23 protein-coding genes and 1 tRNA gene are annotated in these 24,758 nt (G+C 32.1%); 14 read left to right on the forward strand and 10 right to left on the reverse strand.

All coding sequences use genetic code 11. From position 1 onward, the window contains the following. Nucleotides 1–83 precede the first annotated feature (83 nt). The 3 genes from bioB to DIS18_RS04135 all read left to right on the forward strand — a co-directional run bounded on the left by bioB (nucleotide 84) and on the right by DIS18_RS04135 (nucleotide 2,817). The gene (gene bioB / locus DIS18_RS04125; protein ID WP_109351754.1) at nucleotides 84–1,178 is read left to right on the forward strand and encodes a biotin synthase BioB; all 1,095 of its coding nucleotides are present in this window, start codon (nucleotides 84–86) and stop codon (nucleotides 1,176–1,178) included. 199 nt (nucleotides 1,179–1,377) lie between these two features. Next, complete coding sequence (locus tag DIS18_RS04130; RefSeq protein ID WP_109351755.1) at nucleotides 1,378–2,238, forward strand: cupin-like domain-containing protein; 861 nt, start codon at nucleotides 1,378–1,380, stop codon at nucleotides 2,236–2,238. Nucleotides 2,239–2,301: 63 nt separating this feature from the next. After that, a complete protein-coding gene (locus tag DIS18_RS04135) occupies nucleotides 2,302–2,817 on the forward strand; it encodes a DUF6646 family protein (RefSeq protein WP_109351756.1) in 516 nt (171 codons plus the stop codon). 64 nt (nucleotides 2,818–2,881) lie between these two features. On the opposite strand, the gene DIS18_RS04140 is transcribed toward DIS18_RS04135, so the two are convergent. Beyond that, a complete protein-coding gene (locus DIS18_RS04140) occupies nucleotides 2,882–3,355 on the reverse strand; it encodes a regulatory protein RecX (protein ID WP_109351757.1) in 474 nt (157 codons plus the stop codon). A gap of 77 nt (nucleotides 3,356–3,432) precedes the next feature. Between DIS18_RS04140 and DIS18_RS04145 the strand changes: the two genes are divergently transcribed. Next, complete coding sequence (locus DIS18_RS04145; RefSeq protein WP_181363979.1) at nucleotides 3,433–5,835, forward strand: T9SS type A sorting domain-containing protein; 2,403 nt, start codon at nucleotides 3,433–3,435, stop codon at nucleotides 5,833–5,835. Nucleotides 5,836–5,887: 52 nt separating this feature from the next. Here DIS18_RS04145 and DIS18_RS04150 read toward each other — a convergent pair whose 3' ends face one another. From DIS18_RS04150 to gdhA, 4 genes are all read right to left on the reverse strand, one after another. Next, nucleotides 5,888–8,299: a TonB-dependent receptor plug domain-containing protein gene (locus DIS18_RS04150; protein WP_109352581.1), complete on the reverse strand. Its 2,412-nt coding sequence runs from the start codon at nucleotides 8,297–8,299 to the stop codon at nucleotides 5,888–5,890. A gap of 4 nt (nucleotides 8,300–8,303) precedes the next feature. After that, on the reverse strand, nucleotides 8,304–9,023 hold the full coding sequence (recO, locus tag DIS18_RS04155; protein WP_109351759.1) for a DNA repair protein RecO: 720 nt from the start codon (nucleotides 9,021–9,023) through the stop codon (nucleotides 8,304–8,306). Next, nucleotides 9,023–11,371, reverse strand: a complete 2,349-nt coding sequence (porZ, locus tag DIS18_RS04160) for a type IX secretion system anionic LPS delivery protein PorZ (protein ID WP_109352582.1) — start codon at nucleotides 11,369–11,371, stop codon at nucleotides 9,023–9,025. Before porZ ends, recO begins: the two co-directional genes overlap by 1 nt. Nucleotides 11,372–11,495: 124 nt before the next feature. Beyond that, the gene (gdhA, locus tag DIS18_RS04165; RefSeq protein ID WP_109351760.1) at nucleotides 11,496–12,839 is read right to left on the reverse strand and encodes an NADP-specific glutamate dehydrogenase; all 1,344 of its coding nucleotides are present in this window, start codon (nucleotides 12,837–12,839) and stop codon (nucleotides 11,496–11,498) included. Nucleotides 12,840–13,040: 201 nt separating this feature from the next. On the opposite strand from gdhA, the gene DIS18_RS04170 reads away from it, so the two are divergent. Next, a complete protein-coding gene (locus tag DIS18_RS04170; RefSeq protein WP_109351761.1) occupies nucleotides 13,041–13,844 on the forward strand; it encodes a THC0290_0291 family protein in 804 nt (267 codons plus the stop codon). 3 nt (nucleotides 13,845–13,847) lie between these two features. Here DIS18_RS04170 and DIS18_RS04175 read toward each other — a convergent pair whose 3' ends face one another. Beyond that, a complete protein-coding gene (locus DIS18_RS04175) occupies nucleotides 13,848–14,987 on the reverse strand; it encodes a cystathionine gamma-synthase (protein WP_109351762.1) in 1,140 nt (379 codons plus the stop codon). A gap of 86 nt (nucleotides 14,988–15,073) precedes the next feature. Between DIS18_RS04175 and DIS18_RS04180 the strand changes: the two genes are divergently transcribed. After that, nucleotides 15,074–15,793: a DUF3298 and DUF4163 domain-containing protein gene (locus DIS18_RS04180; protein WP_109351763.1), complete on the forward strand. Its 720-nt coding sequence runs from the start codon at nucleotides 15,074–15,076 to the stop codon at nucleotides 15,791–15,793. Here DIS18_RS04180 and DIS18_RS04185 read toward each other — a convergent pair. Next, entirely contained in the window at nucleotides 15,773–16,237 is a 465-nt protein-coding gene (locus tag DIS18_RS04185; RefSeq protein WP_109351764.1) for a DinB family protein, read from the reverse strand. The genes DIS18_RS04180 and DIS18_RS04185 overlap by 21 nt on opposite strands. A gap of 57 nt (nucleotides 16,238–16,294) precedes the next feature. Here DIS18_RS04185 and DIS18_RS04190 point away from each other — a divergent pair, with 57 nt between their 5' ends. Continuing rightward, nucleotides 16,295–16,648: an arsenate reductase family protein gene (locus tag DIS18_RS04190; protein WP_109351765.1), complete on the forward strand. Its 354-nt coding sequence runs from the start codon at nucleotides 16,295–16,297 to the stop codon at nucleotides 16,646–16,648. 104 nt (nucleotides 16,649–16,752) lie between these two features. On the opposite strand, the gene DIS18_RS04195 is transcribed toward DIS18_RS04190, so the two are convergent. The 3 genes from DIS18_RS04195 to rseP form a co-directional block, all read right to left on the reverse strand. Beyond that, a complete protein-coding gene (locus tag DIS18_RS04195; protein ID WP_109351766.1) occupies nucleotides 16,753–17,043 on the reverse strand; it encodes a GIY-YIG nuclease family protein in 291 nt (96 codons plus the stop codon). Nucleotides 17,044–17,098: 55 nt separating this feature from the next. After that, nucleotides 17,099–17,172 (reverse strand) — tRNA-Asn (locus DIS18_RS04200). A 72-nt stretch (nucleotides 17,173–17,244) separates the two neighbouring features. Then, complete coding sequence (gene rseP / locus DIS18_RS04205; protein WP_109351767.1) at nucleotides 17,245–18,591, reverse strand: RIP metalloprotease RseP; 1,347 nt, start codon at nucleotides 18,589–18,591, stop codon at nucleotides 17,245–17,247. A 167-nt stretch (nucleotides 18,592–18,758) separates the two neighbouring features. Here rseP and DIS18_RS04210 point away from each other — a divergent pair, with 167 nt between their 5' ends. From DIS18_RS04210 to DIS18_RS04240, 7 genes are all read left to right on the forward strand, one after another. Next, nucleotides 18,759–19,427 (forward strand): SCO family protein, encoded by a 669-nt coding sequence (locus DIS18_RS04210; RefSeq protein WP_109351768.1) that lies wholly within the window; start codon nucleotides 18,759–18,761, stop codon nucleotides 19,425–19,427. Between the two features lie 227 nt (nucleotides 19,428–19,654). Continuing rightward, nucleotides 19,655–19,891 carry a FeoA family protein gene (locus DIS18_RS04215; protein WP_109351769.1) on the forward strand — a complete coding sequence of 79 codons (237 nt, stop codon included), beginning with the start codon at nucleotides 19,655–19,657 and terminating at the stop codon, nucleotides 19,889–19,891. Then, nucleotides 19,884–21,983, forward strand: a complete 2,100-nt coding sequence (gene feoB / locus DIS18_RS04220; protein WP_109351770.1) for a ferrous iron transport protein B — start codon at nucleotides 19,884–19,886, stop codon at nucleotides 21,981–21,983. Before DIS18_RS04215 ends, feoB begins: the two co-directional genes overlap by 8 nt. A 27-nt stretch (nucleotides 21,984–22,010) precedes the next feature. Further along, nucleotides 22,011–22,148 carry a FeoB-associated Cys-rich membrane protein gene (locus tag DIS18_RS04225; protein ID WP_109351771.1) on the forward strand — a complete coding sequence of 46 codons (138 nt, stop codon included), beginning with the start codon at nucleotides 22,011–22,013 and terminating at the stop codon, nucleotides 22,146–22,148. A 47-nt stretch (nucleotides 22,149–22,195) separates the two neighbouring features. Beyond that, nucleotides 22,196–23,080 carry a 3-keto-disaccharide hydrolase gene (locus DIS18_RS04230; RefSeq protein ID WP_109351772.1) on the forward strand — a complete coding sequence of 295 codons (885 nt, stop codon included), beginning with the start codon at nucleotides 22,196–22,198 and terminating at the stop codon, nucleotides 23,078–23,080. Nucleotides 23,081–23,222: 142 nt separating this feature from the next. Then, complete coding sequence (locus tag DIS18_RS04235; RefSeq protein ID WP_109351773.1) at nucleotides 23,223–23,882, forward strand: metal-dependent transcriptional regulator; 660 nt, start codon at nucleotides 23,223–23,225, stop codon at nucleotides 23,880–23,882. After that, nucleotides 23,869–24,756: a transporter gene (locus tag DIS18_RS04240; protein WP_109351774.1), complete on the forward strand. Its 888-nt coding sequence runs from the start codon at nucleotides 23,869–23,871 to the stop codon at nucleotides 24,754–24,756. The genes DIS18_RS04235 and DIS18_RS04240 overlap by 14 nt, the downstream gene beginning before the upstream one ends. Nucleotides 24,757–24,758: the final 2 nt, after the last annotated feature.

Below are 24,758 nucleotides of genomic sequence, written 5' to 3' on the forward strand. Positions count from 1 at the left end.
TGTTATGGTTTTAATTTTGTAATAATATTTATAAGTATATCCTGTATAATTACTACTTTTGATTTTAATTAACGAGTAGATTTATGAGCGAGATTAAACACAACTGGACTAAACAGGAAATTCTAGATATATACAACAAACCTTTAATGGAACTGCTTTATGAAGCAGCTACGGTGCATCGTATAAATCATGATCCAAACACGGTTCAAGTATCTACGTTATTATCCATTAAAACTGGTGGCTGTCCTGAAGATTGCGGCTATTGCCCTCAAGCAGCCCGTTACCATACCGACATTGAAGGCAATGATTTAATGAGTGTACAGCAAGTTAAAGCCCAAGCTTTACGGGCAAAATCTAGTGGTAGCTCTCGTGTATGTATGGGTGCAGCTTGGAGAAATGTAAAAGATGGTGAAGAGTTTGATCAGGTTCTGGAAATGGTGCGTACCATTAATAAACTAGACATGGAAGTTTGTTGTACATTGGGTATGATTACCGAAAATCAAGCACAACGTTTAGCTGAAGCTGGTTTATATGCCTACAATCATAATTTAGATTCATCTGAAGAATACTATAAAGAAGTTATTTCTACTCGTGGTTTTGAAGACCGTTTAGAAACTATCGATAATGTTAGAAAAACCAATGTAACCGTTTGTAGTGGCGGTATTATTGGAATGGGTGAAGATATAGAAGATAGAGCTGGTATGCTTGTTGCACTTTCTACTTTAAATCCGCAACCAGAATCTACACCTATTAACGCCTTAGTTGCAGTTGATGGTACGCCTCTTGAAGATCAAAAACCTGTTTCTATTTGGGACATGGTAAGAATGGTGGCAACAACACGTATTGTTTTACCTGAAACTCAAGTACGCTTAAGTGCTGGAAGAACTCAAATGACTAGAGAGGGACAAGCTATGTGCTTTTTTGCTGGTGCTAACTCTATTTTTGCCGGTGATAAATTACTGACTACTCCAAACCCTGATGTTAATGAGGATATGGAGATGTTTAAATTGCTGGGTTTAAATCCACAAAAGCCATTTACTAAAAAAGTACAACCTCAAACAGTTGAAGCTGAAGATTCTAAATACGAGGCTTTAGGTGAAAAACCAAAATGGACAAGGCCAGAACATACTATTGAGCGCAATGAGGTAGCAAAAGAAAAGGCTAAAGCAGTTAAATAATTTTTTGCTTAGTAAAATAACTTTGCAATAAGCCCGCGTTAGGGATTGCAGTGGATAGCCCACAGCCCGATCCCGATAGCTATCGGGAGAGGTGCGAGGACTTGGAACGAAAAGCCCGACCCTTGTGGTAACGCCCAAAATACTATTTAAATATTTAGAACGTTTTCTTAACTTTACACACCTATAATTCATTTAAGCTTTGTCGTTAAATTTACAGGACATTCCGCGTGTAAAAACTATTACTAAAGCGGATTTTTTAAAACATTACTTTAAACCACAAAAACCTGTGGTAATAGAACGTTTTATTGACGATTGGCCTGCATATACAAAATGGAATTTAGACTATATGAAAACTATAGGGGGAGATTTAACTGTTCCGCTTTACGATGATAGACCAGTAGATTACAAAGATGGTTTTAATGAGCCTCATGCTAAAATGAAATTAAAGGACTATGTTGATTTATTAAAACGAGAGCCTACTAAATACCGTATTTTTTTATGGAATGCCCTTAAAGAAATTCCTGAATTACAAAAGGATTTTACATTTCCTGACTTTGGATTGCGTCTTATGAAAGGCATCCCTATGCTGTTCTTTGGGGGTAGAGACTCGCATACGTTTATGCACTATGATATTGATTTAGCAAATATTTTCCATTTTCATTTTGAGGGCACTAAACAATGTATTTTATTTGACCAGAAGCAGAATGATTATCTATATAAAATCCCGCATTCTTTAATAACACGAGAAGATATTGATTTTAATAATCCTGATTTTGAAAAATGGCCAATGCTAAAAAAAGCTAAAGGATACAAAACAGAACTTAATCATGGTGAAGTTTTATACATGCCTGAAGGCTATTGGCACTATATGCGTTATATAACTCCAGGTTTTTCAATGAGTTTACGTGCTATAGCAAGAAACCCTAAAAATTTTAGTAAAGCGGTATACAATGTTTTTATAATGCGCAATTTTGATAATATAATGAGACGCATAAAGGGGCAAGAATGGATTGATTGGAAAAACAAACAAGCCATAACAAAAACACATAAGCATCTGTAAAATAAAGCTTTGATATTAAAAAACTTATAATATATTTGCCGACTTAAATTAAAAACTCAAATCATGAAGAATTTTATTTTATTATTAACAATACTTAGTTTTTCAGCTGTAAATGCTCAAGCTTATAAAGGTAAGGACGATAACAAATTTCAAGTAGGTGCAAACTTTCAAGAAAATGGTACTGGTATTAACGTAAGTTATGATTACGGTATTGGAGAAAACATATCTATTGGTTTATCTACTACATATCTTTTAGGAGTTAATGACGCGCTAAAAAATAATGTAGATGATGATTTAAATGCAGATTTTGACAATCGTTTTGATATTAGAGCTCGTTTTAATGCTAACTTAGGAAACGTAATTAATGTAGGAGACAACTTTGATGTTTACCCAGGATTAAGTCTTGGACTTAAAAACTTTGGCGGTCATTTAGGAGCACGTTACTTTTTTACTGATGGTTTTGGTGTTTATACAGAATTGAATGTGCCATTTGCAAAATATAAAACTGAAAAGTTAAATGCAGCTGAAACATTACACAACCAATTTACTATTAATTTAGGGGCAAGTTTTAACTTATAGGTTCAAACTTAAAATTTTAGTAAAAAGCAGATTAAGTTTAACACTTAATCTGCTTTTTACGGTTTTACCCGAAAAGTTCTCTTGCTTTTTCATACACAAGATGCGTTTCCCAGCCTCTATATAGCAGATAATCGATTAATTTTCGCTTTTTTTTATGTTTGTTGGTTTCCGTAATAGAATTCGCTTTTTTTTCGGCTAAACCATTGAAAACCTCGATGTATTCCGTATTTTCTATTTCTGCAAGTGCCTGATTTATATTAACTTTGCCTATGTCTTTTTTCTTTAATTCATAAGTTAATCGACGTCGGCCCCAAGCCTTAATTTTAAACTTACCGCTTACAAATGTTTTGGCAAAACGTTCTTCATTAAGAAAGTTATGTTCCAAAAGATGGACTATTATCATATCGATAGCTTCGGGTATCATATGTAAAGACTCTAACTTTTTACGAACTTCTTGATGGCAACGTTCTTGATACGCACAATAATGCTCTAGTTTTCTAGTAGCTTCTTGTACGGTATATGTTTTTTTTGAGTGCATAAGCACCAAAAATAACAATGTTATCGATAATAAATTAAAGTTTTTAGAACCAAATCTAGAATTTAAAACTTAACATGATGAAAAAAATTACTTATTTACTAATATTGCTTTTAGCTTTTAATTTTGGTTATGGGCAGACTAAAATTGCTGAATTGACTTTTGAAAATCCAGGAGGTTATTCAACTAATATTACTGAATACATAGATATTATTGGTTCCAATAATCACGATTATTTTACAAGAACTGATGGTTCATCATTTACTTTTGAAACTTATTCAAACATTCAAGGCAATTATTACTTCGCGGCGCAAGATATAGATAACGGTGGTACAATATCTTTCCCAGTAACTCTTTTAATTGATGATATTAATATAAGTGGGTATTCTAGTCTAGAATTTAGAGTTCATTTGGCAGAAGACGATGATGGAGTTAATGAAGATTGGGACAATCTTGATTATATTCACTTTAATTATGATATTGATAATACTGGTGGTTTTACAAATTTATTATGGTTTGAAGGAACTGGAGGGCCAAATACAGAACCTACAATTGATACAAATTTCGATGGAATCGGGGATGTAGCTGGAGCTGTAATAACCGATACCTTTAATCAATTTACCCAAAACATAGCTGGTACTGGTAATTTAATAGATATCCAAATTGATTTTAGACTCAATGGAGGTCAAGAAGATATAGCAATCGATAATATTGAAATATGGGGTGTTGTTGCAGCTTGTGGAGCACCTGTAACTTGGAACGGAACAACATGGACACCTTCTGTACCTGACATATCAACCCCAGCGATTATAGATGGAGCTTATACAACTAATGCTACTGATGGTAGTTTTTCAGCATGTAGTTTAATTATAAATGCAACTACTGGTTCATTAAATGTTACTGATGGTTATTATGTAGAAGTTGAAAATGATGTAACAAATAATGGAACACTTATCGTTGAAAATCATGGTGCATTTGTACAAAATGATGATTCTGCTTCTTTTGGAGGTACCGGTACATCCGTAGTGAGAAAAAGTACCAGTGTTTTAAATAATTGGTATGATTATACTTATTGGAGCTCACCTGTTTCTGGCTTAACTATTGCTACAAGCCCGCTAGTTGATTCTGACAGGGTTTTTAGTTTTGATGCTGGTAATTATTTAGATGTATTACAAGAAATAGCGAATACTAACACATATATTGCTGGAAGTGATGATATAGATGACAATGGTGATGATTGGCAATACGTAAATGCTGCTACTCCCTTAACTCCTGGTGTTGGTTTTGCCGCTACACATGCTCAAGCTGGGTATATTGGAGCACTATCTTATGGTTATGATTTTACTGGTAATTTTAATAATGGTGTATATACAGCTCCTATTGTTTACAATGCTTTGAATACTGGAGGTCATTGGAATTTTATAGGAAATCCTTATCCTTGTGCTCTAGATTTTGATGCTTTTGTTGCAGCAAATTCAGGAATTGTAGATGGTGCAGCATATTTATGGTCGCATTCAACGCCTTTGTCTGGTACAACTAGTGGCGATCAAGCATTTAATTTTTCGCAAAATGATTATGTTATCATTACAGCTGGAAGTGGAAGCGTAAATAATAGTCCTGGCACAGTAGATGATTTCATACCTTCTGGACAAGGATTCTTCATAGCTAGTTTAGCTACTGGAAATGTAACGTTTAATAATTCAATGCGATTAGCTGACGGCACAAGTAACAGTCAGTTTTTTAGAAATTCTAACTCAAAAAGTAAATCTAAAGGAAGTTTAGAAGATAAATTGTGGATAAACTTAACTTCTGATAATGGTGTTTTTAATCAAATACTTGTGGCATATGTTAATGGAGCAACTGATGAATACGATGGTATGTCTTTCGATGCACCAAGAAATTTATCAAGTGGAGTAGCATCAATAATTTATACATTAATTGAAGGTCAAGTCGATAAAAAATATGCTATTCAGGGTAAACAAATAACTAGTCTAAATACTGAAGAGGTAATCCCTCTAGGGTTTTATTCTTCAATAACATCTCCAACTCTATATAAATTTTCAATAGACCGACTACAGGGTGACTTTTTATCAAGTAACACCGTTTATTTAAAAGATAATTTACTTAATAAGTTACATAATTTATCAGCTTCAAATTACACGTTTACTTCTGAAGTTGGTGAATTCAATGAACGCTTTGAAGTTGTATTTAATGCTAACGCTTTATCTACTGAAGATATTAGTAAAGAGCCTGTAACATTGAAAATTATTGAATTAGAAAATGACCATGTTCAGTTTACGACCTCTTCTAAGACAATAAAAACGATAACTATATTTGACTTATTAGGAAGAGAACTTTATAATTTTAAAGGTCAAAGTAATACAGAAACATATAAATTATCTAACTTAAGTAGCACAATTTATATTGCTAAAGTTGAGCTTACAGATGGAACAACTATCAGTAAAAAAGCAATAAAAAAATAAAATATATCAACTATTACAAATCAAAGCTCTAACTTGATAGTTAGAGCTTTTTTTATAAACTATATTTTAAGGACAGAACAAGATTTCTACCTGCAGCAGCAATTCCCGAAGAATAGGTTTTGTAACGCTGATCTGTTATATTTTCTAAACTAGCATTTAAGGTAATAGAACTATTAACCTGATATTGGGCTCTGAAATTAATTGTATACCAAGATGGGCTATATGGGTTTCCGTTTTCATCTAATGCATAGATATAGTCTTTTTCAATTTCAGAAAGGGCTAATTGATTAAAAGATAAGTCCCCATTATAATTTGCGAAGAAATCTAATTTTAAATTATCAGAGTTCCAAACTAAGTGTGTATTTCCAAAATTTGGCGCTACATGTCTTATTGGTACTTCAATATCTCCTGCTTCTTCCGTTCCTCCAATTATTGAATATTGAGATGCTAAATTTAAATTATTAGTAATAGCCATTTTTAAACCAACTTCAAAACCATAAATCCATGCTTTTGATGCATTTTGAATGGCTTGTACATTACTTAACTCTCCATCATAAACTATTTCAGTTTCATCATTTAAACTATAATCTCTTCTAACTAAGGCATTATCTAAGTAGGTATAATATGTACTCATATCAATAACTAACTTGTCATCAAAATTTAGTTTTAAGCCTACTTCTCCACCGTAAGCATATTCTGGTCTTAAATCTTCATTTGGCACCACTACAGACCCTGGTTCTGAATCAAACACCTTACCAACATCATCAATATTTGGTGCTCTAAATGCTGATGATAAGTTAAATTTCCATTGCATTATTGGGTTTGGAGACCAACTAATTCCAGCTGTTCCTGTTAAAGCCTCAGATTCATTTTTTGCGTAATCAAAAGGTAAATTTAAATACTCATTATTTTCTGTGAAATCAGCCTCTGATACTACGTAATTAAATCTTAGTCCTGATTGAAATACAAATTTAGGATTAGGCTTATATTTAATACTTGAATATGCAGCTAGCGATTGCCAACTTGAACCATCTGGATACCTAGAAACTGATGACACTTTTGAATTATTAGATATATTTTCCTCTATACCTGAAGAGTTGACTTTATTAAAAACGTATTCAGCGCCATAATAAAACTGTGTTTTTTGGGAAAATCTTTTTTCTAAATCTAAATTAAAAGAATAAGCCTTAACAGACTCTTCACGAATATTACGAATTGGAGATTGAAAATCTCTGTCTTTTCTACTTTCTTTAAAGTTTTGATATGCTAATGTTGCTTTAATTTTATCATATAAGTTTGATTTACTACTCAACTTTGTTATTTGCAAATTAGACATAAACCATTGTTGTGGTCCGTAATTCCACTCCGTAGAACGCAACACATCATCTCTGTAACGAATTAGTCTATCATACCTAGGGATATCTGAAGTTGTAGTGTAATACAAACCTAAATCAAAACTTAAATCTTCATAGGGTTCATAATGTGCTTTTTGCATTATGTTTAGCTGATTATAGCCAGAGTACTTTTGAACTAAAGGGTTGTTATTTTGTATTATTACATCGCCATTACTTGTGGCTAAAGCAAACTCAGGTCTTAAATAATCCTTAGGACCATGGCTTCCCATCCTTAAATCATCAAAATCTGTATAACTTGCACTCGTTATAAAAGCCCATTTTTTGTAACCTAAATTAAAATCAAAATGCCCAGTTCTTTCATTACTAGCTGTAGCGTATCTAACCAATGTGTTTCCGTTAAACATTAAAGAATCAGTATAAGATAACTTGGGTTTTTGGGTATAAAAACTCATTACTCCTCCAATAGCATCACTTCCATATATTACAGATCCAGACCCTAAAGTAACTTCTGTATTTTGAATTGAAAAAGGATCAATCGATATTACATTTTGAAGATTACCTCCTCTAAAAATGGCATTATTCATTCTAACCCCATCAACCGTTATTAGCAATCTATTAGTTGAAAAACCCCTTATCATTGGACTCCCTCCTCCTAACTGGCTTTTTTGAACATATACCTTACCTGTATTCTCTAATAAATCTGCACTTGTTTGAGGGTTTGAAAACTGAATATTTTCAGCATCGATACTCACAATCTTTTGTGGTATATCCTTTCTGTTTTGCTGAAATTTTGAAGCCGAAATAACAATTTCTCCTAAACCTTGAGTATTAGAATCTAAATAAACTTTATTTGATTTTGTAATTTCTGACTTTTTTAAAGATTTTAAAACATGAGATAAATGCTTGAAATAAATAATTTCAGTATTAGAAAATTTACTTAAATCTGCTTCACCTCTAAAGTTAGTAAACACACTTGTTGATTTATCTACATTATAAATAGCAACGCCAAAAATAGGTTCTTTGGTAATTTTATTGAGAACTTTTACATTTTGAGCATTAATAGTTATTGAAACAAGTATAAAGAAGAAAATGATGTGAAGCGTCTTCATAGTTTTAACTAAAAACTTGATTAAATACTTGTAAAGATTTTGGGGTTTTAAAACTCCCCAAATGTAGTTCAAAATAAAGCAAAATCATACTTAAAAAGGATTGCCTTTGCGTTGCATTAATTTTTATAGTAGGTAATGCATCAAATGTTGTGCCTAATAGGGTTTTTAAAAGTGTTAAATTTTCTCCAGAAATAGCGTACTTACTACTCGGTTTATTTTCAAACTTACCTTCGTATAAATTAAAAAAAGGCCATTCTATCTGATTTATATCTGGATAAAAACCTAAATATTTTGTGAATTTTAAAAGAAATAGTAAGTGAAAATTAGCATATTCAGATTGAGAATCTAACCATAAAAGTGTATTTTCTAAGTAACTGTATAGTATTTCATTTTTTTCTTCCTCTTGTAATGTATTTGACAAGACTTCAGATAAAAACATTACAATCGAGCTCTTTAAAACATGTGAATGCAAAGTTGTGTATATATGATTTAATTTGGCTTCTTTTATACTTTGAAGAGACCTACTGTTTTTAAAAGTAAATTCAAGTTGTAATTGAGATAACAACTGAAAATAAGCGGCTTTAGAGTTTCCTTTTTTACTTTTTAAAACACCTCTCAATAAAAAACTAACAATACCTTTTTCTTGTGTATAGCATTTAACAATTAAATCGTTGTCTTTATATTTTAATTTCGAGAGAACAATGGCGTTTGTAGTGATAAGCATTATCTAACAACCATTAATTTTAAAACTTTAGTTTCAAAGGTATCTAAATCTGAAAGCATTATTAAATATACACCCGAAGCTACTATATTATTTGCAAGATTCTTACCATTCCAGTAAGCTGTACCACCATCAATTTCCAGATTATATCCTTGATATCTTTGATTTATTCTAGATTGCGCTTCTGCAACTAAATTACCTTCAATATCAGTAATTTTAATATTTACGTTCTCTGAAATATCTTTAATTTTAACTTTATCATCTACTAAATTAAATCCAGGTCTTACTGGATTTGGATAAGCATAAGCACTAGACAAATCATCAAAAGTACTTGATCCTCCAGAATTAAAAGAAAGTAACCCTCTACTTGTTGCTATATAAACGATTCCGTTTGCCCCATCTAAGGAGACATCATTAATACTATTTGACGGTAAAGGTGAATTATCTTTTGTGAAATGGAAAATGGTGTTTTGTCCGTCTGAAGACAAGTAAAACAACCCAGAATCTGTTGTACCAATCCACTTGTTATTTGAACCATCAACCTCTATATCAGTTACATATTGTTCGAACAATAACTCTTTAGCTATCCCATCTTCTTCGATAATTATTTCATCAACTGTTATATTTTCTTCTGTAAAAAAATTGGACGTATTAAATAATACTCTTAAGCCTCTAAAAGTACCAATCCATAATTGATTTCTATTATCTAAAGCTAAAGCAGTAGCCAATTCTGTTGGCATATTCTCTTCATCCTTACTTACACTTTTAATTAATGGATTGTTTCCATTCTCATTGAATCCAATAAGACCGTATTTGTAAGAAGCAATCCACTTTGTGTTATCATTACCTATTACAATATCTGCATAACCTAAATTTCCTCCCGTAAAACCATCAATAATAACATCAGTAAAATCAAAAGATCGCCATTGGTTAGTAGCTGGGTTAAAAGATTTTAATGCATCACTAACAAGTGTTGTTAAAGTCCATAATACCCCATTGCTATCAAATACAGGATCTACAACTCGAACGCTTATAGCATTAGGGTTTGAAGGAACTACTAAAGACTCTAATCCGCTATTATTTTGATCATATAGGATCGTAGGAACATTCTCGACAACCTCAATTAATCCATTATGAAATGAACTAATAAAAACCTGATTTGTATCAAAAGGGTTTATTGCAACACCATTAATATCTCTTGCTTCAAAAGCATCAACATATTTAACATTAATCCAACTTTCATTATTTAAATGACTGAAGCCTTTTCTATTATTATCAGGGACATAAAAAATGTCATAACCTCCAAAAGTGACCCATACACCGTTTGGTTCAGCTTCAACAGAAAATGGTGTATTAAAAAGAGGGCCTTCTGGATGAATTTCTTCAAAAACTAATGGATTATTTAAAGGTGTTTTTAGAATACCAAAATCTTTTGTACCAATATAAACATATTCCAGATCTACAGTAGCAGACGTGTATTGTGTTTCGAAATCTGAATTAACAGGTATTTGAGTAATCAGATTGAAACCTGAATCGTATATATAAATCTCATCTTGAGTTGTAACAATAAGATTAGAGTTAATGACTCTAAAATCAAGGGGTATAGATGAATATGCAAATAACTCTGTTATTGCATTCCCTATTACTTGATAAATTCTCCTATTTGTATTAATAGCATAAAGATTACCTTCATTTGCCTCAATAGAAACCCAATTACTAGAATTTACAAGCTGCCAATTTTGAAAATCGATTAAATTAGGACTAGAAACTGGAGCTTTCCGTATACCATTACCTGAAAGACATGAAGCATAAATATGATCTTCAAAAATTGTAGTTTGAGTTACTGGAATTTGACTACCTCCATTTCCAATAAAATAAGTATCTCCAAACTCTAAGCGTTCTAAATCATAAACAGAAATACCATAATTTGTAGATATATAAACAAGGTTTTGATATGGATTTATATGATTTATTTTTTTGTCTGTTGGAGATATAGTAGGCTTATCAATAATATCTACTACTGTTAAAATGTCATCATCATTATCAAACACCACTTCAATAAGTCCGTTTTCGTATCCAACAACTAACAACTGATACTCATCACTGTAATAAATAGTGGAAATGCTTTCTCCCGATAAGCCGTTTACAGTGTTTATTTCTTGTATCTCATTAGTTTGAGTGTCTAACCTGAAAATTGCATTATCTGCAGCTGCGAAAAAGATATTATTACCTTGAGATACATCTTTTATGTCATTGTATGAAAAATGGCCCTCCCAAAGCGCAGAAAAATCTTGAGAAAATTGAAATAAAGGAAATAAAAAAATTACTACTACAATTACTCTTCTAAACATAGGTGTTTTTTGAATATTCAAATATATTTATAACTAACGAGTTTTACTTCAAAATAATATATTTAAAATAAAAAAAGCTTCCCAAATGCATTAGGAAGCTCTTATATTATAAAGTCTATTTTATTTATACAATTCCTTGTGCTAACATAGCATCAGCTACTTTAACAAAACCAGCAATATTTGCACCTTTCACATAATCAATATAACCATCTTCTTCAGTTCCATATTCTATACAAGATTTATGGATGTCAGTCATTATATCCTTAAGTTTATTATCCACTTCTTCTCTTGTCCACTTATATCTAAGTGAGTTTTGAGTCATTTCTAAACCAGAAGTAGCAACACCACCAGCATTTGATGCTTTTCCTGGAGCAAATAATATTTTAGCTTTATGGAATGCAGCAATAGCCTCTTTAGTTGAAGGCATGTTAGCACCTTCACTAACACAAATACATCCATTATTTAGAAGTGTTTTAGCATCATCTTCATTAAGCTCATTTTGAGTGGCACAAGGTAAAGCAATATCACAAGCCTCACCCCAAGGTGTTTTTCCCTTTGTAAATTTAGCGTTTGGATATTCTTTAACATATTCACTTATTCTTCCTCTTTTTTCATTTTTAAGAGTCATTATAAACTTTAATTTACCATCATCAATTCCTTCATCATCATAGATATACCCTGAAGAATCAGAAAGCGTTACTACTTTTGCTCCTAATTGAAGAGACTTTTCTGCGGCAAACTGAGCTACATTTCCAGATCCAGATATAACAATAGTTTTGCCTTTAAAACTATCATTTTTAGTTTTTAACATATTTTCTGCAAAATAAACTGTTCCGTAACCTGTTGCTTCTGGTCTAATTAAAGACCCTCCCCATGTCATCCCTTTACCGGTTAAAACACCAGTAAATTCGTTTCTCATTTTTCTATACATACCAAATAGGAATCCTATTTCTCTTTGCCCAACACCTATATCACCAGCAGGTATATCTGTATTTGGTCCAATATGTCTAAATAATTCACTCATAAAAGCATGACAAAAACGCATGATTTCATTATCAGATTTACCTTTTGGGTCAAAATCACTTCCTCCTTTTCCTCCACCCATTGGCAAAGTTGTTAAAGAGTTTTTAAATACTTGCTCAAAAGCTAAAAACTTTAAAATACTTGCATTAACAGTTGGATGAAAACGTAAACCTCCTTTGTATGGCCCAATTGCAGAGTTCATTTGAATTCGGTAACCTCTGTTTACTTGAATTTCTCCACTATCATCAACCCAACAAACTCTAAACGATATCAATCGTTCCGGTTCAACCATTCTAAGTAAAATGTTTTTCCCATAATAAATATCATGTTTAACAATGTATGGAATTACAGTTTCTGCAACTTCCTCTACTGCTTGTAAAAACTCAGGTTCATGACCATTTCTTTCTTTTACAAGGTCTAAAAATCCTTCAATAGTGTCTTTCATAAGTACAATTATTACATTATAATTTATTGAATATGTAATTTATGGGTACAAATATACGTTATCTTCAAAAAAATATGTGTTTTTTTTTGAATTTCGCAATAAATATTTTTACATGGATTTCGAGCAACTTATTAATATTTGTTTGTTTTCTTAGTTTTTATATATTTGCTCATAATAACGCCCTCGAAAAATAAACCTTTTATGCTTAACTTGAAACATTTAGCTTCTGCTTTTTGCTTGTTTCTTATAGTCCAAACTTCAAGCGCTCAACTAGGCTTTTCTCATGAAGTTGGTGTTATTGCTGGTCCCCTTCAATTCAGATCAGATTTTGGAAGTCGTGATGATTCAAAAACTAATTTTGGAAATTCTGGGTTTGGTATTGGAATTGTTCACTATTTAAACTTTTCATACAGAGCAGATTGTAATTGCTATACAACTGATACTTATTTCAACGATCATTTTAAATTAAGAAATGAGATTTCCTATAACAGAACGAATTTAGAACACCTAGGACAATGGGTTGCGCCAGAGCGTACAACTATTGAAGCAAATCAATTAAGAGGTCATAAAGGTGTTGCAAAAAACTTAGATATTGGTACGCAACTAGAATTTTTCCCATTAAGTATTAGAGATTTTCAAGGTTTTGCTTATAGTTTTGCGCCTTTTGTAAGTTTGGGTGTTCATTACACATCTTTTACACCTGAGGTAAGTACAACTTACGCTAATCCTGATCCAACAGCGGTTGGAGACGTATCAGATCCGAGTAACTTTTATTCTTTTTGGGATGCAGGTTCTGTTGATGCCTCACCAGGGAGCACATGGTCTGTGGTTTCTAGTGTTGGTGTAAGATATAAGCTAACAAAGATTTCTGACCTAATGTTAGATTTAAGATGGCAATACTTTTTTAATGACCGTGTTGATGGTCTAGACCACCAATTGGAATATAACAAGAATGATGATTGGCTGGTTTGGTTAAACTTTGGGTACATCTATTACCTAGATTAACAATTACCCTATAGCCTGCTTTAAATCAGCAATTAAATCATCAATATCCTCGATACCTACACTCAATCTAATTAACGAGTCTACAACACCTGTTTTTTCGCGCTCTTCTTTAGGTATACTAGCGTGAGTCATACTTGCAGGATGACCAGAAAGCGACTCCACCCCTCCCAAAGACTCTGCCAAAGTAAATACTTTCAGTTTTTCAACAATCTTTATTGCTTCTTCGTAATTATTCCCTTTTGATGTAAAAGATATCATGCCTCCAAAATCCTTCATTTGGCTTTTTGCTATACCATGATTAGGATGATCTTCAAACCCTGGCCAATATACTTTCTCAATTTTTGGATGATTTGCCAAATATTCAGCAACTGCTTTACCATTTTCTGAATGACGTTGCATTCTAATATGAAGTGTTTTTATACCTCTTAAAACTAAAAAACTGTCTTGAGGACCACAAATAGCTCCACTTGCATTTTGAATGAAGTATAATCTATCTGCTAAATCTTTATCCTTAACTATTAGTGCTCCCATTACAACATCACTATGTCCACCCATGTATTTAGTTGCAGAATGCATAACAATATCAGCTCCTAAATCCAAAGGTAATTGTAAATAAGGTGTTGCAAATGTATTATCAACAGCCAATAGTATATTATTATTTTTTGCAATTTTAGATACTGCCTCAATATCAATAATATTCATCATTGGGTTGGTTGGTGTTTCCACCCAAATAAGTTTAGTATTTTCATTTATAAAAGCCTCAATATTAGAAGCTTTATCCATGCCTATAAAATGAAATTTGATCCCAAAGTCTTGAAACACTTTTGTAAATAACCTGAAAGACCCACCATACAAATCATTTGTAGAAACAACCTCATCACCAGGTTTTAATAATTTGATAATGGCATCAATAGCTGCTAATCCAGAGCCAAATGCAAGTCCGTATTTTCCATTTTCTATACTTGCAAAGGCATTTTCTAAAGCATTTCTTGTTGGGTTGTGAGTTCTTGAGTATTCATACCCTTTATGTCCTCCTGGAGTGGTTTGAGCGTAAGTAGATGTTTGATAGATTGGTGGCATAACTGCTCCATATGCTTTATCGTGTTCTTGACCTCCGTGTATAACTTTAGTATTGAATTTCATATCTCATTATCTTTTACACAAATGTAAGTTTTAATTCGGGATACTCAAATACAATAATTATCTTTAAACTTGGTTAAACTAATTATATGCGTCAATACAAATACCTTTTAACAATTTGTTATTTCATAGCCTTTTTTAATTGTGAAGAAGAGAAAAAAACTGTTTTTTCTGAAATCAACATTACAACAGAAAACAACAGCTTAGTTGAAGTGAATATTCCTGAAGCAAACGGAAACAAAATAGTTTCAAATCAAATAAATAATAAAATACAAAATACAGTAATTTCTGCTTTGCATATTGGAAATCCAGATGAAATTACATCAGCATCAATAGAAGAAAGTATTACCGCTTTCAATAATGAATTCAAAGTATTTAAAACAGATTTCCCTGAATCCTCACAACTTTGGGAAGCTCAAATTGATGGTGAAATTATACATCAATCTTCAGAATTAATAAGTATTGCTTTAACTTCTTATACCAATACAGGAGGTGCTCATGGAATTTTAAATATTTCTTTTTTGAATTTTGACTCTAAAACAGGACAATCATTAAAAAACAATCAATTGTTTAGTGATGTTGACGCTTTTAAAGAAGTAGCTAAACCCTATTTTAACAAAGTTTTAACCGAAAAAAATATTATTCTGGATAATACATTATTCCAATTACCAGCAAATATTGGTTATACCGAAGATGGTATTGTATTACTTTATAATACTTATGAGGTAGCACCTTATTCTGATGGTATCATAGAATTTGCTATTCCTTATGATGAAGTAGAAGACTATTTAGTTTTTAATAGCCTTTAAAAGTGCTAACACATAACCATAATGTAATCCTTCGTGAATGGCTATAAATTGCAACGCTTCATCTATATTGGTTAATGTATTTCCCGTTGTAGAAACAGTATATGCATTGTAGTTTTTGAAGACACCAGCAGCATAATCAGATTGCGTCTTTTCAATAGTAGAAAACAACAACCCTTTTATTTCGTTAACATCGTCTTGAGTCAAATTGTTTTCAGGTTTTGAATCTTTCCTATATTTATTAATCATATCATCTGAAAGTGTCGATTCTAAACCAGACAATTTGTATGCTAATAATTGCTCTGAAACTATAATATGACCAATATTCCAAATGATGTTATTATTGAATCCTTTGGGAATTTTATTTAAATCTTCTAACGTATTGTTTTCAATAATTTTATCGAAAATGTTTCTAATATTTTTTAAAACCTGAAATGTAAAATCCATTTTATTTAATTTTTCGATAAATATAGTTTTAATTTGTTTTTACAAACAATCAAATACATGAAAAAAGTATATTATTTAAAGACCTGTAATACCTGTACTAGAATTTTAAAAGAACTTAATTTATCTTCTAAATTTATTTTACAGGATATTAAATCAGAACCTATTACAGTTAAGCAAATTGAAGAGATGCAGGCTTTAGCAGGAAGTTTTGAAGCACTTTTTAGTAAACGTGCTAAACTTTACAAAGAAATGGATTTGAAAAACCAAGATTTAACCGAGCGCGATTTTAAACATTATATCTTAGAGCACTACACGTTTTTAAGCAGACCTGTTATTATTACTGATGATAAGATTTTTGTTGGAAACTCTAAGAAAACTATTGAAGCTGTTAGAAACTATCTAAAATTTTAAACTCTAAAACTAATATAGAAACAAAAAAGTCTAACATTTCTGTTAGACTTTTTTTGCTCCTTCTCTAGGGCTCGAACCTGTCCCGAAAGCTTTCGGGACTCTGATTAACAGCCCTTATATTTATCTAGTAGCTTTTTGGCTAACTCTGGATATTTTAAAAAGTTTTCTATATAAACCTTACTCTTCATGCGTTTTATATGAGACTCTATTGCCAAACCTTGCGATTTACTTTTGCAAGCTATTACATAAAAAACTTCCCAATCTGTTGCTTTTCCTGTAAATTTATAACCCTCAGCTTTTTTATGAAATACTAACCTTTCCTCTAAATTAGTTGTAAAACCTACATAATACTTATTTAGCTTATCGGAATAAAGAATATAAACACATGGTTTCATTTATAAAAACTGTTTTAAAACAAAAAAGTCTAACATTTCTGTTAGACTTTTTTTGCTCCTTCTCTAGGGCTCGAACCTAGGACCCTCTGATTAACAGTCAGATGCTCTAACCAACTGAGCTAAGAAGGAATGTGCTTTTTAACTTAGCGAGTGCAAATATATATTGTTTTTTAATTTCTGCAAACCTTTTTTTAATAAATTTTATCCAAATATAGCCTTATAAATATCATTCCCATTCGCGAATAAAACTAAAGCTATTAAAAGAAAGAAGCCAACCATTTGTGCATACTCCATAAATTTATCTCCTGGTTTTCTTCCAGATATCATTTCGTAGAGTAAAAACATCACGTGTCCACCATCTAATGCTGGTATTGGCAATAAATTTAGTACACCTAACATTATAGATAAAAAGGCTGTTATACTCCAAAATACTTGCCAGCTCCAAAAGCTAGGGAAAATATCATATATAGCTTTAAAACCACCTACCCCTTTGTATGCTCCTGTACTCGGTGTGAAAATAGCTCCTAACTGATCCCAATAGGAAACCAACTTATCTTTAGCTTTACCTAAACCAACAGGAAAGGATTCAAAAAAACCGTAATCCTTTACGTCAAAATTATAATAGCCTAATTTTTCTAAAGTATCGGGTGTTGAGGCTCCAGCAAATACAATTCCTAATTTGCCATCATCACTTACTTTAAGAGGTATTTCAATCTCTTTTTCATCGCGCATAACTGTAGCTATAACACTTTGTCCTTTAAGCTTTTCTAAAGCTATTTTAACTTCATCTACATATTTGGTCTTATAATCATTTAATCCTAAAATAATGTCTCCTTGTTTTAGAGTACTTAACTTGTTATAAGAAGTATCTGGAACTTGAATAACAACAAAAGGCTGTCTTAAACTTATAAAACCTTTCTCTTTCGAATCTAATAATTGTGCTAGGAAATCTTCCGGCATTGTTACGGTTGATTGCACACCAGCTCTTTCGATAAGAATTTCATTTCCGAATAATACTTTCTCTGAAATCTCAGAAAATGTTTCTATTTCATCACCATCAACAGCTAATATTTTATCCCCTGTTTGCAAACCTGCCTTATTTGCCACGGTACTTTCTATTTGTAATCCGTCTTTTATATTTTCATTTGGTAGAAATGTATCTCCGTAGAAATAACTCATCCCTATATAGATAAAAATAGCCAATAAAAAGTTAACCGTAACACCACCTAACATAATAATTAAACGTTGCCATGCGGGTTTAGAGCGAAACTCCCAAGGCTGTGGCTCTTGTGCCATTTGCTCAGTATCCATACTTTCATCAATCATACCAGCAATTTTAACATACCCTCCAAGTGGTAACCAACCTATACCGTAAACGGTTTCGCCTATTTTCTTTTTAAATAGTGAAAACTTTACATCAAAAAACAAGTAAAATTTTTCTACTCTGGTTTTAAAAGCCTTAGCAGGGATAAAATGCCCTAATTCATGCAAAATAATAAGCAACGAAAGACTAAGTAAAAACTGAGATATCTTTATAACAAACTCCATATATAGGGTAACTATTTTTTTATAATCGCACAAAAGTAAGCTTTTAAACCAAGTTTAAAAAGCCATTCGTCTAATGGGTTATGATTTAACAATAATTTATGGTTGATATAGCTACTTTTAAGATGAAAATCGTTGTATTTTTGTGTAAATTTTAATCTTCAAAATTAATGCTATCATTTTTTAAGGATTACAAGCTATTTGCTATTGTTTTTGGTGGTATTTCTGTTATTATTACTGCTATTATATACAATACTTTAAACGTTTACCAACCACTACCCATTTACCAACCTACTATGGTAACTAGTGAATTGGTTGATAGTACGATTCAACATCAAAAGAAATATCATAAAATTGCTGATTTTAGTTTTACCAACCAGAATGGAAAAACCATTACTCAGAACGATTATAAGGACAAAATTTATGTTGCTGATTTCTTTTTTACTACGTGTAGAACGATTTGCCCAATCATGACAGATCATATGGCTCAAATTCAAAAGGAAATTATAAATGATAACGAAGTGATGTTATTATCTCATTCTGTTACCCCTGAAATTGATTCGGTGGCGCAATTAAAACGTTATGCTAAGAAAAAAGGTGTTAATGATAAAAAATGGAACTTAGTTACGGGAGACAAAAAAGAAATTTACAAACTGGCGCGTAAAAGTTATTTAGCTGTTAAGGATAATGGTGATGGTGGTCCTTTTGATATGGTGCATACCGAAAACTTTATGCTTATTGATAAGAAACGACAAATTAGGGGATTTTATGATGGCACCAATACTGAAGATATTGATAGACTTTTGGCTGATATTGCCATTTTGAAGCAGGAGAAATAACACCTTTTATAGATAGGTTTTTTTTAAATTTTAAAACTGACTTTTGCGGATGGGTGCGTTAGGGATTGAACGGTATGTTTGAAATCCCCGACGAAGGAGGGATTGAGTAGTGAAAGCCCGACCCCTTGTGGTAACGCCCAAAAAATCTTTTTAATTAAAAACTTTTTAACTTTTTCGTTTTAATCTTTTACACTACTTTTGCTTCTTTAAAATCAATCTAAATAAGCTTGCAGGATACTTTAGCACATTTAAAACGCGGGGAACGAGGTATTATTACTGATGTTTCGTCGCCTAATATTCCTTTAAAATTACTTGAAATGGGTTGTTTACCGGGTAATTTGGTAGAGCTTTTGCAAGTGGCTCCGTTTCAAGACCCTATGTATTTAAATATAAACGGCTCGCATTTGGCGATTAGAAAAGAGACAGCTTCGTTAATTTTAATTGAAAAAGTAGCGCATGAGTAAGCAGATTAATGTGGCGCTGATTGGGAATCCTAACACAGGAAAAACCTCTGTTTTTAATGCTTTAACGGGGTTGAACCAAAAAGTGGGGAACTACCCCGGGATTACGGTTGAGAAAAAAGAGGGGATTTGCAAATTAGCACGTGGTGTGAAGGCACATATTATTGATTTGCCTGGGACGTATAGTTTGAATGCATCATCTCTTGATGAAAATGTAGTTATTGAGCTTTTGCTAAATAAAAATGATAAAGATTTCCCTGATATTGCGGTGGTGGTTACCGATGTTGAAAACCTAAAACGTAATCTGCTACTTTTTACCCAAATTAAAGATTTAGAAATCCCAACGGTGTTAGTTATTAATATGGCCGACCGTATGAGTTACAAGGGTATATCTCTAGATATTGATTACTTAGAAAAGAAACTAAATACTAAAATTGCACTTATTAGTACCAGAAAAAATGAGGGTATTGATACGTTGAAACAACTTATTTCCAACTACAAAGAAGTGTCTGTTACACCTTGTATTGATACGACTCAAATTGATACTGAGTATTTTGGGAATTTAAAAAAAGCATTTCCTAACCAATTACTTTATAAACTTTGGTTAGTAATTACTCAAGATGTAAATTTTGGTAAAACCGACAGAAATGAAATTGATGCAGTTGCCAATTTTAAAACCAAAAGTAAAGGCGATTTAAAACGTTTGCAGCAAAAAGAAACCATAAAACGCTATCAGTTTATTAATAATGCGCTTGATAAAGGGCAAACTGTAGATTTAAGTCAGGCGAAAGATTTACGTATAAAATTAGATAGAATTTTAACCCATAAAGTTTGGGGCTATGCTATTTTTGGAATTATTCTCCTAACTATTTTTCAAGCGATTTACGACTGGTCTAGTATACCAATGGATTTTATTGACAGTGCTTTTGCTAGCTTTAGTGAATGGACAAAAAACATGTTACCGCAAGGTGCTTTTACTAATCTTTTAGCAGAAGGTATTATTCCAGGGCTTGGTGGTATCGTCATTTTTATACCTCAAATTGCTTTTCTGTTTTTATTTATTGCGGTGCTTGAAGAGAGCGGTTACATGAGTCGCGTGGTGTTTTTAATGGATCGTATTATGCGACGCTTTGGTTTGAGCGGAAAAAGTGTTGTACCCCTAATTTCTGGTACTGCATGTGCTATTCCTGCTATTATGGCTACCCGAAATATTGAAAGTTGGAAAGAACGACTAATCACCATTTTAGTAACACCTTTTACAACTTGTTCTGCACGATTGCCTGTTTACCTTATCATTATTGCTTTGGTTATTCCTGAAGGCAGAATTTTAGGTTTAAGTTATCAGGCTTTAACTCTAATGCTACTTTATTTAATTGGGTTTGGAACTGCAATTCTTTCGGCATATATTCTAAATAAAATTTTAAAAATTAAGAGTAAAACCTTTTTTGTAATTGAAATGCCTAATTACAAATTGCCCTTATTTAAAAATGTGGCTTTAACGGTTATTGAAAAAACAAAGTCTTTTATTTTTGGTGCTGGTAAAATTATTTTGGCTATTTCAATTATTCTTTGGTTTTTGGCGTCTTACGGCCCTGGAGAACAATTTAATAATGCTGAAGATATCGTAAAAACTGAATATGCCTCAGAGAATTTATCTTTTGAAGCGTTACAGCAAAAAATAGCCTCGCATAAATTAGAACATTCTTTTATTGGTATTGCGGGTCATGCTATTGAACCGACCATTAGACCACTTGGTTACGATTGGAAAATAGGCATAGCCATAGTGAGTTCTTTTGCTGCTCGAGAGGTTTTTGTTGGAACTTTGGCAACCATTTATAGTGTGGGTAGTGACGAAGAAGAAACCATTAAAAACAGAATGGCAGGAGAGGTAAATCCAATTTTAGGAGGTCCGCTATTTACATTTGCTTCTGGAATTTCCTTATTACTGTTTTATGCCTTTGCTATGCAATGCATGAGTACTTTGGCTATTGTTAAAAAAGAAACCAACTCTTGGAAGTGGCCTATTTTACAACTAGTTATAATGACCGCTTTTGCGTATATTGTAGCTTTAATTGCTTTTCAGTTTTTGAAATGATACTAGTTTAGTTTCGACTTAAAAATTATGAACGACATCATCCAAAATATTTTAGTATTTACAGCAATAGCATTATCTATTGCTTTTCTGATTAAAAAATACTTCTGGAAAAAACCAAAAGCTAAAAAGGCTTGTGGGAGTGATGATGGGTGTGGATGCCATTAAAAAAAATACATTTATAAATCATCATTTTTAAATTTATCAAACACAACATGAAACTTACTTTTGTTACTTTTTTATACACCCTTTTATTTGTTTGCAGTACTTTTTCGCAGGAAAACAATACCATAAAACTGTTAGATGCCAACTTGACAAACTTCGAAACACATATTGGTGTACCACATAGCACTGTAGTTGGTTTACCTGAAGGTACGTTTCAATCTGACAATGTTAGAAGCGGAACTCCTATTGGTTTAAACAACGATTTAAAACATGTTTTTACTACCACTAATATAAATGGTGAAACCATATTAAATATAAGTGGTGAAATTTATGGATGTATTACCACAAAAAAGAATTATAGTAATTACCATTTTAGTACAATGTTTAGATGGGGAAACAAAAAATGGGAACCTAGACTAGATAGACGAAAGGATTCTGGTATTTTATATCACAGTTATGGTGATCATGGAAGGTTTTGGAATACCTGGAAAACATGCTTAGAATTTCAAGTACAAGAAACAGATTTGGGAGATTTTATTTCATTACCAGCTAATGCTTCAACCCCGAAAGCAGGCGGTCCATTAGTACAAATTAGAGGTAATGCAAAAAGTGATATTAAGCAATACAACCCAAGTTTCGATTCATATTTTGAAGGCAAAGGTTACATCCATGCTTATTTAGAGCCTCAAGAGCCACACGGAAGTTGGAACCATTTAGAACTTTATATTATTGGTAATGATGCAGTACATGTTGTAAACGGTAAAATTGTTATGGTTGTAGAAAACGCCATTAATCCTGAAACTAATAAACCTTTAACCGAAGGACAAATACAAATTCAATCTGAAGCTGCAGAATGTTACTACAAAGACATGACAATTACACCAATTACTGAGTTTCCAGAATTTATTCGAGATCAAGTTAAATTTAAATCATAATGTGAATACGACTTAATCACTCCATACATAAAATATTATAATAAAGTTCTTTTTTTCTATTTGAAAAGGAGAACTTTTTATTTTTTTTAGCTACATTTGAAAAATATTTAAGCTTACTTAAAAATATTTTAAAGCACAACAAATGTCAGTAGCTATTGAAAATTTTGTAAAAGCCATTTACAAAAACGGAAAACGAGATAATAACGATACCAAACCTGGTAACATCGCTAAGGAATTAGGTATTTCTAATGCTGCTGCCACCGATATGGCTAAAAAGTTAGCCACTAAAGATTTATTGAACTACAAAAAATACCAAGAGTTAAAACTTACTGATAAAGGCACAAAAATGGCGCTTAATGTAGTTCGTAAACATCGCCTTTGGGAGGCGCTTTTATTCAAACTTTTTGATATGTCTTTACATGACATCCATCGTGAAGCTGAATTATTAGAACATCAAACCTCTGATTTGTTAGCCAATAAAATAAGTGAGTATTTAGGAAACCCTAAATTCGACCCTCACGGAGACCCTATTCCGAATGAAGATGGAGAAATCACAACAACGGATACTTCTATACCCCTCTCAAATACTGAAGAAGGTAAAACTTATACCATATCAAGATTAATGAGCGACGATAAAGAGTTTTTCGATTTTTGTGCACAAAACGGACTAAAATATGGCAACTCTATTTTAATATCGAAACAATTCAGTAAAAATAAAATGACTCAAATTTTAATAAACAATAATACTATTCTTTTAAACCAAGATTTCACCTCAATTATTTACGTAAATGAACAAGATTAAACATATAACTAAATGCCACCTTGAGCATTACAGAAATGAAAATATATTTTCATTGAATGTACTTTGCAAAGCAAAACGAAAGGTCTCAAAAAGTAAATTTATTTTATTATTAGCACTTCTATTATCATTAAATTTTTCTTTTTCACAAGAAGAAAATTTAGGTGCTTTAGTAACCGATAGACCAGATGCTACCGAAGCATCATCAACAGTTGGAAAAGGCATTCTTCAATTTGAAACAGGAGGATTATACGAATCTTTTGAAGCAAATAACACTAAATCTGAAAACTACACTTTTAATACCATGTTAATTCGTTATGGAATTCTCGATAATTTAGAATTACGATTAGGTTGGGATTTTGTAGAAGGTGTTACCACGGTAAATGGTAATAAGCTCGACAATGTTATGAGCGGATTATCGCCATTGTTACTTGGTATGAAAATAGATATTGCCGAAGAAAACGGTTGTATGCCAGAAATTGCCCTTATTGGGCATGTATTTCCTGTTTTTAGCGCATCGGCAGATTACCGACCAGAATACACAGGTATAGATTTCAGATTATCCTTATCGCATACCTTAAGCGAAAAATCTAGCATAGGCTATAATATTGGCGCGCAATGGGGAGATGACTCTCCAGAAGCTGCTGCAATTTATACCGTAGCTTACGGTTACAGTTTTACTGAAAAATTTGGCATGTATGCAGAGTTATATGGCGATTTACCTGAAGATAGTTCTGCCAACCATTACTGGGATGCTGGCTTCACATATTTAGTAAATAACGATTTACAGTTAGACGCCTATTTCGGGACGAGTATTACCGAAGGACAAGACTTATTAATAGGATTAGGATTAAGCTACAGAGTAAGAAAAAAATAATT

Source organism: Algibacter marinivivus (assembly GCF_003143755.1).
In the GTDB taxonomy this organism is placed as follows: Bacteria; Bacteroidota; Bacteroidia; order Flavobacteriales; family Flavobacteriaceae; genus Algibacter_B; species Algibacter_B marinivivus.

Coding starts and splice junctions, on each gene's coding strand:
- bioB (WP_109351754.1), top strand. CDS start 84: ATGAGCGAGATTAAACACAACTGGACTAAACAGGAAATTCTAGATATA.
- DIS18_RS04135 (WP_109351756.1), top strand. CDS start 2,302: ATGAAGAATTTTATTTTATTATTAACAATACTTAGTTTTTCAGCTGTA.
- DIS18_RS04140 (WP_109351757.1), bottom strand. CDS start 3,355: ATGCACTCAAAAAAAACATATACCGTACAAGAAGCTACTAGAAAACTA.
- DIS18_RS04145 (WP_181363979.1), top strand. CDS start 3,433: ATGAAAAAAATTACTTATTTACTAATATTGCTTTTAGCTTTTAATTTT.
- DIS18_RS04150 (WP_109352581.1), bottom strand. CDS start 8,299: ATGAAGACGCTTCACATCATTTTCTTCTTTATACTTGTTTCAATAACT.
- recO (WP_109351759.1), bottom strand. CDS start 9,023: ATGCTTATCACTACAAACGCCATTGTTCTCTCGAAATTAAAATATAAA.
- porZ (WP_109352582.1), bottom strand. CDS start 11,371: ATGTTTAGAAGAGTAATTGTAGTAGTAATTTTTTTATTTCCTTTATTT.
- gdhA (WP_109351760.1), bottom strand. CDS start 12,839: ATGAAAGACACTATTGAAGGATTTTTAGACCTTGTAAAAGAAAGAAAT.
- DIS18_RS04170 (WP_109351761.1), top strand. CDS start 13,041: ATGCTTAACTTGAAACATTTAGCTTCTGCTTTTTGCTTGTTTCTTATA.
- DIS18_RS04175 (WP_109351762.1), bottom strand. CDS start 14,987: ATGAAATTCAATACTAAAGTTATACACGGAGGTCAAGAACACGATAAA.
- DIS18_RS04180 (WP_109351763.1), top strand. CDS start 15,074: ATGCGTCAATACAAATACCTTTTAACAATTTGTTATTTCATAGCCTTT.
- DIS18_RS04185 (WP_109351764.1), bottom strand. CDS start 16,237: ATGGATTTTACATTTCAGGTTTTAAAAAATATTAGAAACATTTTCGAT.
- DIS18_RS04190 (WP_109351765.1), top strand. CDS start 16,295: ATGAAAAAAGTATATTATTTAAAGACCTGTAATACCTGTACTAGAATT.
- DIS18_RS04195 (WP_109351766.1), bottom strand. CDS start 17,043: ATGAAACCATGTGTTTATATTCTTTATTCCGATAAGCTAAATAAGTAT.
- rseP (WP_109351767.1), bottom strand. CDS start 18,591: ATGGAGTTTGTTATAAAGATATCTCAGTTTTTACTTAGTCTTTCGTTG.
- DIS18_RS04210 (WP_109351768.1), top strand. CDS start 18,759: ATGCTATCATTTTTTAAGGATTACAAGCTATTTGCTATTGTTTTTGGT.
- feoB (WP_109351770.1), top strand. CDS start 19,884: ATGAGTAAGCAGATTAATGTGGCGCTGATTGGGAATCCTAACACAGGA.
- DIS18_RS04225 (WP_109351771.1), top strand. CDS start 22,011: ATGAACGACATCATCCAAAATATTTTAGTATTTACAGCAATAGCATTA.
- DIS18_RS04230 (WP_109351772.1), top strand. CDS start 22,196: ATGAAACTTACTTTTGTTACTTTTTTATACACCCTTTTATTTGTTTGC.
- DIS18_RS04235 (WP_109351773.1), top strand. CDS start 23,223: ATGTCAGTAGCTATTGAAAATTTTGTAAAAGCCATTTACAAAAACGGA.
- DIS18_RS04240 (WP_109351774.1), top strand. CDS start 23,869: ATGAACAAGATTAAACATATAACTAAATGCCACCTTGAGCATTACAGA.